The organism is Collinsella sp. HCP3S3_D1 (genome assembly GCF_052064015.1).
Taxonomy (GTDB): domain Bacteria; phylum Actinomycetota; class Coriobacteriia; order Coriobacteriales; family Coriobacteriaceae; genus Collinsella.
In genome coordinates this window covers 1-8,979 of record NZ_JBQHWK010000031.1, presented here as the reverse complement: position 1 = coordinate 8,979, position 8,979 = coordinate 1, and the positions used below count along the sequence as shown (strand labels likewise).

6 protein-coding genes are annotated in these 8,979 nt (G+C 60.3%); all 6 read left to right on the top strand.

The genetic code is table 11. From position 1 onward, the window contains the following. Positions 1–216: 216 nt before the first annotated feature. Positions 217–1,497, top strand: a complete 1,281-nt coding sequence (gene metK / locus ACTNDJ_RS08820; protein ID WP_427728191.1) for a methionine adenosyltransferase — start codon at positions 217–219, stop codon at positions 1,495–1,497. Between the two features lie 344 nt (positions 1,498–1,841). Then, positions 1,842–3,449 carry an L-serine ammonia-lyase, iron-sulfur-dependent, subunit alpha gene (gene sdaAA, locus ACTNDJ_RS08815; protein ID WP_441083559.1) on the top strand — a complete coding sequence of 536 codons (1,608 nt, stop codon included), beginning with the start codon at positions 1,842–1,844 and terminating at the stop codon, positions 3,447–3,449. Positions 3,450–3,865: 416 nt separating this feature from the next. Then, positions 3,866–5,323 carry a L,D-transpeptidase gene (locus tag ACTNDJ_RS08810; protein WP_441083558.1) on the top strand — a complete coding sequence of 486 codons (1,458 nt, stop codon included), beginning with the start codon at positions 3,866–3,868 and terminating at the stop codon, positions 5,321–5,323. 129 nt (positions 5,324–5,452) lie between these two features. Then, positions 5,453–6,886, top strand: a complete 1,434-nt coding sequence (locus tag ACTNDJ_RS08805; RefSeq protein ID WP_441048461.1) for an efflux RND transporter periplasmic adaptor subunit — start codon at positions 5,453–5,455, stop codon at positions 6,884–6,886. After that, positions 6,886–7,659 carry an ABC transporter ATP-binding protein gene (locus ACTNDJ_RS08800; RefSeq protein WP_427717357.1) on the top strand — a complete coding sequence of 258 codons (774 nt, stop codon included), beginning with the start codon at positions 6,886–6,888 and terminating at the stop codon, positions 7,657–7,659. Before ACTNDJ_RS08805 ends, ACTNDJ_RS08800 begins: the two co-directional genes overlap by 1 nt. Continuing rightward, a complete protein-coding gene (locus ACTNDJ_RS08795) occupies positions 7,656–8,870 on the top strand; it encodes an ABC transporter permease (protein WP_441048462.1) in 1,215 nt (404 codons plus the stop codon). Before ACTNDJ_RS08800 ends, ACTNDJ_RS08795 begins: the two co-directional genes overlap by 4 nt. The last annotated feature ends 109 nt before the right edge of the window (positions 8,871–8,979 follow it).

The window sequence follows — 8,979 nt, the reverse complement described above, 5'->3', positions numbered from 1 at the left end:
TCCTGGCCTCGATGTCGTGCTTCACCCTCAAGTCGACACGCATAAAAAGCCTCCCATTTCTCATGTCCAAGAAATGGGAGGCAGTTCAATTAGCTACCTAATGAGTAGGTGCGGAAAGGGTGTGAATGTTGGATTTACGCGCTATGATGTGCCCCTGCATACAGAGCCCGGCGGAATGGTAACGGTCGCTGGGACACGTTATTCGAAAGGACAATCATGTCAGAAGAGCTTCGTTCCATCCCGCCCCAGCAGGGGTCTTTTGTGTTTACGTCGGAGTCGGTGACCGAAGGCCATCCCGATAAGATCGCCGACCAGATCAGCGATGCCGTCCTCGACGCAATCCTCGCCAAAGAAATAGAGCTGCAGGAGCAGGGCTATATTGCGCCCAACGGCGTGCCCGCCAACGTTGAAAACGTCCGCTGCGCCTGCGAGACCCTCGTGACCACCGGCACCGTCATCGTCGCCGGAGAGATTCGCACCCAGGCATACGTCGACGTGCAGGAAATCGCCCGTGGCGTCATCCGCCGCATCGGCTACAACCGCGCCAAGTTTGGCTTTGACTGCGATACCTGCGGCGTCATGAGCCTCATCCACGAGCAGTCCCCCGATATCGCCCAGGGCGTCGACGAGTCATTTGAGACCCAAACCGGCGCCACCACCGACCCGATCGACCTGATCGGTGCCGGCGACCAGGGCATGATGTTTGGCTACGCCTCCAACGAGACCAAGACCCTCATGCCCATGCCGCACTACCTGGCAAGCCGCCTGGCGGAACGCCTGTCCGCCGTGCGCCACGACGGCACCCTGCCCTATCTGCGCCCCGACGGCAAGACCCAGGTCACCGTGCGCTACGAGGACGGAAAGCCCGTGGAGGTCACAACCATCGTCATCTCCACGCAGCACGCTGCCGAAGTTGAGGACATGGGCAAGATCAAGGCCGACCTCATCGAGCATGTCATCGCACCCGTCATGGATGCCGAGAACATGCCGTGGGATGGTGCCGATATCTATGTGAACCCCACCGGCCGCTTTGTCGTGGGCGGCCCCATGGGCGACACGGGCCTGACCGGCCGCAAGATCATCGTCGACACCTACGGCGGCTACGGCCGTCACGGCGGCGGCGCCTTTAGCGGCAAGGACTGCACCAAGGTCGACCGCTCTGCCGCGTACGCCGCTCGCTGGGTCGCCAAGAACGTAGTCGCCGCCGGTCTGGCCGATCGCTGCGAGGTCGAGCTGGCCTACGCCATCGGCGTGTCCAAGCCGCTGTCGATCATGGTCGACACCTTTGGCACCGCGCATATTGCCGAGGACAAGATCGTCGAGGCCGTGGAGAAGACCTTTGACCTGCGCCCGGGCGCAATCATCCGCGACCTGGACCTGCGTCGCCCCATCTATGAAAAGACGGCAGCCTACGGTCACTTTGGCCGCGAAGACGCCGACTTTACCTGGGAGAAAACGGACCGCATCGACGAACTCAAAGCAGCCTGCGGCTTGTAAGCTAACGAGAAAAGCCACAGCCAAATAAAAACGCACCAAAAAGAGGTACCGGAACAACCGGTACCTCTTTTTTATTTGAACGGTGGTGAAGATGTATCGACATGGGACACCGAATAGGTCACCAACCGATGAATTTTGAAGCACGCGCGCCTCTACCATGTATCCTAAGTTCCGAGGACTTTAGTATTTGGTCGATCGCGAGTTCCGCACGAGCCGGAGAGCACTTAATGTGGCCTCCGTGCGAGCAGGACTGTCCGAGCAGGCGACCAAATACTAAAGCCCTCGGAACGGCGGGACAGCGTATGCCCCGCCCCTCGGGACGACGAGATAGAGAAGGAGCAGCCATGGCAGGCAAGCCGCAAACACTAGCTACGACCTCGGCATTCGAGATCTTGGGCCCCATCATGGTCGGCCCCAGCTCATCGCACACCGCCGGCGCCCTGCGTTGCGCCCAGGTTGCCGCCAGCCTGCTGGAAGGCCGCATCACCAAGGTCACCTTTGGCCTGTGGAACTCCTTTGCCCACACCTACCGCGGCCATGGCACCGACCGCGCACTCGTCGCGGGCATCTTGGGCCTCGATACCGACGACGAGAACATCAAGCAGGCCTTTGACCTCGCGCGCGAGCAGGGCCTCAACTATCACTTTGACATCAAGGGCGACGACGCCTCCATCCACCCCAACACCGTCGACATCGACATGGTCGATGACACGGGCGCCACGGCGCAGGTCCGCGGCGAGAGCCTTGGCGGCGGCAAGATGCGCATCAGCCGCATCAACGGCGTCGGCGTCGATATCTCGGGCATGTATTCTACCCTGTTTGTGGCGCACCAGGACGTCCCCGGCGTTCTCGCCGCACTCACGAACCAGCTCGCCTACGCACACGTAAACATTGCCTTCTGCCGCACCTACCGCACCGAGGTAGGCGGCCAAGCTTATTCCGTATTTGAGACCGACGGCACCCCCGATGACATCGTCGTTCCTATGCTACGCATGCTCGACCATGTCGATTACGCCACCTTCATTGAGCTTCCCGGCTCGGCCTCATCGCTCTCCCCCGGAGTTTCCGCCAAGGAAATCTTCGACGATGGCGAACAGCTCCTCGACGCCTGCGCCGAACTGGGCCTCAACATTGGCGCCGTCATGGCCGTACGCGAAGCCCGCCTGACCGGCGAGCAGCACGCCGTCGCCGCCATGCGCCGCGTACTCGAGGTCATGCGCGAGGAGACGACGGCGCCCATCGCCGCACCGCAGCGCTCGCTCGGCGGGCTTATCGGCGGCGAGGCAAAACTCGTCGACGCCACATGCCGCAACGATCTGAGCACAAACCTGATGGGCGCCGTCCAAACCGAAGCCGTAGCCCGCGCCATGGCCGTGCTTGAGCGCTCTGCCACCATGGGCGTCATCGTCGCCGCCCCCACGGCCGGCTCTGCGGGCGTCGTGCCCGGCTGCGTGTTGGCGCTCGCCGACCATCTACAGCTCGATGACGAACAGGTCATGGACGCACTCTACTGCTCTGCCGCGATTGGTCTCAACCTCACCACAAGTGCCTGCGTCGCCGGTGCCGAAGGCGGATGTCAGGCTGAGGTGGGCAGCGCCGCCGCCATGGCCGCTGCCGCGCTAGTCCAGATGCTGGGCGGCACGCCCGAGCAGGCACTCGACGCTAGCTCTATCGCACTGAGCAATCTGCTTGGTCTTGTATGCGATCCCGTGGGCGGCCTTGTCGAAGTGCCATGCCAAAACCGCAACGCGATCGGCGTGGCGGCCGCATTTAGCTCGGCGCAGCTCGCCCTTGCCGGCATTAAGAGCCTGGTGCCGTTTGACCAGATGGCACACGTCATGCTCTCGGTGGGCCACGCGTTGCCGGCCACGCTGCGCGAGACGGCAAAGGGCGGCATCGCGCAGGCTCCGGCCGCGCTTTCGGCCTGTGCAAAATGCGGTGTGTGCGGATAAAGAACAGTCCAAAACAAGAGGTGGGACAAATGTCCAACCTCTTGCCAATGCCACCGTTTCAATACCACAAACAACTAGGTAATCGCTATAATGCAAGCCCAGTAAAAACACGATGAGCCGCAAGGCGAAATTCGAAGGATATGCATACGATGTCGCAAAACGACCGCACCCAACTGATTCCCGATCCTAAACAGCCTTCTAGGCCTACCGGCGGCGTTCAGTCGCCGCGCCCCATTACGCCAACGCATAGCACAAAGCATGGTTCGGGAAACACCTCACAGCGCCAGAACCCTCATGCGTATCAGCAGCGTCAGAGCAATAAAGCGACTAAGCACGCGCCTTCACACACGCAAAACCATGACAAGGGCCCCCGTGGGTCAGAGAACCACGCCAACGGGAAAAAATCCGGGGCCAAAATGACCCTTTTCGTTGCTCTGGGCCTCATTGTTGTCGTTTACATTGTTGGCGTTGTCGCATTTTCGCAGGTAGCCTACCCCAACACCACCATTGCCGGCGTCGACGTCTCGTTCTCCAACGCTTCGTCTGCTGCCACTAAGGTCAACTCGGCATGGAAGCACTATAAGCTCACCGTGACAGGCGATGACTTTAACTGGATCTATCAACCCGAGTCCGATGAACCCATCGTCGACGGCGAAGCTGCCGCAAAAGAAATCATCAGCCGCAACGAAGCCTTTATATGGCCGGTCCACCTTGTGGAATCCTTAAGCGGCAAGACCAAAACAACCGCTACCTCCAACGAAGTCGATCTTGAACAAGACGTCGACCTGTCCATGCTCTCTGACACCTTTGACCAAAAGAAGTTTGAGGAGGATCTGGGCGCCGCCATTGACGAGTTTAACGAGGGCCGTTCGGGTACATTCGAGGCCAATAGCTCCTATGACGAGCAAGCCGGCAAGTTTACCGTCGAGAAGGCGCGCTCCAACGAAAAACTCAACCGCGAGCATGTCATTAAGTATGCCGAGCTCGAGCTTGCCTCGCTGGCCGAGACCGTAGATCTTTCCAAGCTCGGCAACGATGCCTATGAGCCGCTCAATGAAACGCTGACTAATGATCAAATTCAGGCCGCATGCGATGCCGCCAACAACTTCTTGGGCGTCAACGTGACCCTCAAGCTCAACGGCGAGGATGCCGGCAAGGTCGACGGCAGCTCCGTGTTGCAGTGGATCAGCTTTGCCGATCCGGCAAACCCCACACTCGATACGTCGCAGATCGGTAGCTGGGCAGCCGAGCTCGCCAACGGCTTTAATACCGTGGGCACCACCCGCTGGTGGACGCGTGCCGACGGCAAAGAATGTGCCGTCGAGGGCGGTGACTTTGGCTGGGCCGTCGATAGCGATGCACTCGCCAATCAGGTCGAGGACGCCATTAACAACAAGCAGACCGGCGAAATCGAGATTAAGTACTCCCAGAAGGCCGACACCTATACCGCAAAGGGAGAGCCCGACTGGAAGGCGTATATCGACGTCGACCTGTCCGAGCAGCACGCGCGCTACTATGACGAGAACGGTAATATCGTTTGGGAAGCCAACTTTATCTCGGGCAAACCGGGAGAGGATGCCACCCCCGAGGGCGTTTGGCAGATCAATAGCAATGACGGCGCAAGCAAGCTCATCGGTGCCAAAGACCCAAAGACCGGAAAACCAAAATACGAAAGCCCCGTGTCATATTGGATGCCGTTTGAAGGCAACATGGTTGGTTTCCATGATGCAACATGGCAAAACGATCAGAGCTTTGACGACCCAAATTCGTACAAATGGTGCGGCAGCCACGGTTGCATCAACTTGCGTCTGGCCGATGCCAAGGCACTCCACGATTGCATCAACGTAGGCCTATGCGTGGTCGTGCACTCGTAGGGAAACACGCCTTCGCACAACGGGGAACTGACGCTCCAATCTAACAGTTCCGAAAGAATCCGCCATATGCGCCCGCTTCTCGCGACGGGCGCATATACTTATCGAAGAACTTTCTATAAAGGAGACGCCATGTCGAATGTCCCCACCATCACCCCGGGACCGAATGATACCGAGCGAGCGCCCGAGGGTGCCACCGAAACACTTCCCCTCATAACAAACATGCGCGCCACACAGCAAAACGGCAGCACAAGCGATGCAACCGAGATTTCTGACGAAGAGGCCTACGCCAAGCTCAAGGCGAAGCGTGCCGAGCGTCGGCGCAAAAAGCTCATCCGACGCGGCATTGCGGCCGGCGTCGTGGCCGCCATTGTGCTCATCGCCGTTGTCGTAACCTTCGTCATTAACGCACGGCCCGCAGGTACCAACGGGCCGGTGACCGACATGGTCACCGAGGGTACATTTACGACCACCGTCGAGGCTAAAGGCCAGCTCAAGCCTATCTCGGCTTCGGTGGTCTCCCCTTCTGTCGACGGCACGGTGGCATCGATCAACGTATCAGCCGGCCAGTCCGTTAACGAGGGCGATGTGCTCATGACCATTAAAAATGACGAGCTCGATCGCAACGTTGCCGAGGCGCAGCGCGCGGTGGCGGCGGCACAGGAAGACCTCGCCAACGCGCAGAAAGCGGTAGCTGCCGCCCAAGCCGCTCCGGCGACTGACACAGATGCGGCAGGCGCAAGTGGCGCCAGCGGTAGCACCGGCACGAGTGCCGACACGAGCGCCATCTCGAGCGCCCAACGTAACCTGGCCTCGGCCCAGGCGACCCTGGACCAGGCCAACGCCAAAGCCGCCGAGCGCACTGTGACCGCGCCCAGCTCGGGCAGCATCGTCGAGCTCAACGCCAAGGTCGGCGCCACGGTGACGGGCGGCATGATTATGGGCGAAGGCGATACGACCGGCGGCAAGCAGTGCATGCAGATCGCTGACCTCTCCAAGATGAAGGTCACCGTTCAGGTGGGCGAAAAGGATATCGCCAAGATCGCAGTGGGCCAGAGCGCCAACGTTACCTATCCGGCCTTTCCCGATATCGTGAGCCAGGGAACGGTCACGACAATCGCTTCGGTGGCAAACTCCGACTCCACCTACGGTGGCGGCGGTAGCGTGACCTATAACGTCGATATTTTGATTGACGCGCCCGACGCGCGCCTCAAGCCGGGCATGACCGCCGAGGTCTCGGTGGTAACCGAGCAGCTCGACGATGTGGTGATGGTGCCGACCATGGCGCTCATGACCGAGGATGGCGAGCACTATTACGTCAACGTGGCAACCGACGGTGAAGGCAAGGAGATGCGCCGCGTGAAGGTGACCATTGTGACGCAAAACGATAACGACGCCGTGGTCGGCAAGACGCAGGTCAAGCGCGACGACCAGGGCAATGAGATCAACGCAGACGTACCGGTTACCAAGCTGCGCGACGGCGACACCCTCATCGTGGACACCGGCGCAGGCATGACGGCCGACGGCGACGACTCTGGCAGCATGTCTGCCGACGAGGGCTTGTAATGCGTCCCGTCATCAACATCCGCAACGTGCATCGCATTTTTGAGAGCGAGGCCGGCTGCGCCCATATCCTGCATAACGTGAGCCTGGCAGTGAATCCCGGCGAATTCGTGGCCATTACCGGCCCTTCTGGCTCGGGCAAGTCAACGCTCATGAACATCCTGGGCTGCCTGGACAAGCCAACGGCAGGCGATTATTACCTGCAGGGCCTCAACGTGGCGGAGCTCGACGATGACGAGCTCACCGAAGTCCGCGCCCTGAGCATCGGCTTTGTCTTTCAGAGCTTTAACCTGCTGCCGCGCCTATCGGTCATCGAAAACGTCATGCTGCCGCTGTCGTACACCAACGTGCCGCGGGCTCAGCGTGAGATGCGCGCCGTTCATGCGCTGCAAGCCGTCACGCTGCCGGTCGACCACTGGGACCACCGCATCTCCGAGCTCTCAGGCGGACAGATGCAGAGGGTTGCCATCGCGCGCGCCCTCGTCAACGACCCGCCCATCATCCTGGCGGACGAGCCGACGGGAAACCTGGACTCCGCCACCGGAGCGCTCGTGATGGAGACCTTCCACAAACTCCAGGAACGTGGCAAGACCATTGTGCTCATCACGCATGATCCCGGTATCGCCGCCGAGGCCGACCGTGCCGTAACCATTCGCGACGGCCGAATCCACGACGGCGCGTACATCGCGCACGCACCGCAGACCCTGCACGGCGCCATTGATAACCTGCCCATGATTTCCGCACACGCCAATCCGACGAAAGGAGTGAAGGCATGAGCACGTGCGACCTTATCCAAGAAGCCCTTCACTCCCTCGAGGCCAACAAGGGACGCAGCCTACTCACCATCCTGGGCATTGTTATTGGCATCGCCTCCGTCATTGCCATGACCTCGCTTATCGGCGGTATCCAAAACAGCCTGGTCAACAGCCTGGGCCTCAACGCCGCGCGTATGGTGCAGATTTATTCGTCGCAAGAGCTCACCGAGTCGGACGTTGAGAAGCTTCGCAAGATGGTGCCGCAGATCGAGCAGATCGGTATCGTGGACAGTGCCTATACCGAGTACAAGGCCGGTGACAAAAGCTATAACGTCATGGCGCAGGGCGTCGATAGCGACATGCTCGACGCAGTGGGAGCCAGCAAGCTCGTCGCGGGGCGCACCTATACCCAGGCTGAGTCCCAATCTGGCGCACGCGTGGCGCTCATCAGCCGCGGCGGCGCGGACCAGCTGTACGGCAACGAACAGGACGCGCTCGGCAAGACCATCAAGGTGTCGAACGGCGAGGTGCAGATTATCGGCGTTATCGACGGCGGCAGCGACTCCATGGGCTCACTCACGCTCTACATGCCGCGCGAGACCATCTCGGGCCTCTTTGGCGACGAGAACCCGTCTTTTCCCAGCGTAACGGCGCTCGCCGCCGAGGGTACGGACATGGATGAGCTGTGCAAGATGATTGAATCCAAGGTGCGCAGCATGAAGGACATCGCGGATGACGACGAATATGACAGCGTGTCGGCGACCTCAATGAAAAGCGCCATCGACGCCCTCAACTCCTTTATGGGCGCGTTTTCGCTCATCATGGGCGCCGTTGCCAGCATTTCGCTGCTCGTGGGCGGTATCGGCATCATGAACATGATGCTCACCAATGTGACCGAACGCATCCGCGAGATCGGTATTCGTCGAGCCTTGGGTGCCAGCCGTCGCGATATCACCGCACAGTTTTTGGCCGAGTCTTCGGCGCTGTGCATCACCGGCGGCATTTTGGGTGTCGTGATTGGCTATCTTCTGGCCTGGGGCCTAGCGATGTTCGCCGCGGGTTCCGGCGTGCTTGGCGAACTCGGTGCCAGCGGTACCATAACGCCGAGTTTTTCGATCGCCACGGTGCTGCTGGCCTTTGCGGTCTCCGTCGGCATCGGCGTAATCTTTGGCTTCTACCCCGCCCGCCGGGCCGCAAAACTCGACCCCGTGGAGTGCCTGCGCTACCAGTAATGCAATCCCCCCCTGAGTTTGAACTGCACCCCAAAACTTGGACGGCTTAAATAAGAACTACGCCGCAAGGGACTGTCTCCGGAACTCCTCCGGGGTCAGTCCCTTCAGT

What these genes read in the sequence shown, in the direction of transcription:
- metK (WP_427728191.1), top strand. Translation starts at nt 217, where the DNA reads ATGTCAGAAGAGCTTCGTTCCATCCCGCCCCAGCAGGGGTCTTTTGTG.
- sdaAA (WP_441083559.1), top strand. Translation starts at nt 1,842, where the DNA reads ATGGCAGGCAAGCCGCAAACACTAGCTACGACCTCGGCATTCGAGATC.
- ACTNDJ_RS08810 (WP_441083558.1), top strand. Translation starts at nt 3,866, where the DNA reads ATGACCCTTTTCGTTGCTCTGGGCCTCATTGTTGTCGTTTACATTGTT.
- ACTNDJ_RS08805 (WP_441048461.1), top strand. Translation starts at nt 5,453, where the DNA reads ATGTCGAATGTCCCCACCATCACCCCGGGACCGAATGATACCGAGCGA.
- ACTNDJ_RS08800 (WP_427717357.1), top strand. Translation starts at nt 6,886, where the DNA reads ATGCGTCCCGTCATCAACATCCGCAACGTGCATCGCATTTTTGAGAGC.
- ACTNDJ_RS08795 (WP_441048462.1), top strand. Translation starts at nt 7,656, where the DNA reads ATGAGCACGTGCGACCTTATCCAAGAAGCCCTTCACTCCCTCGAGGCC.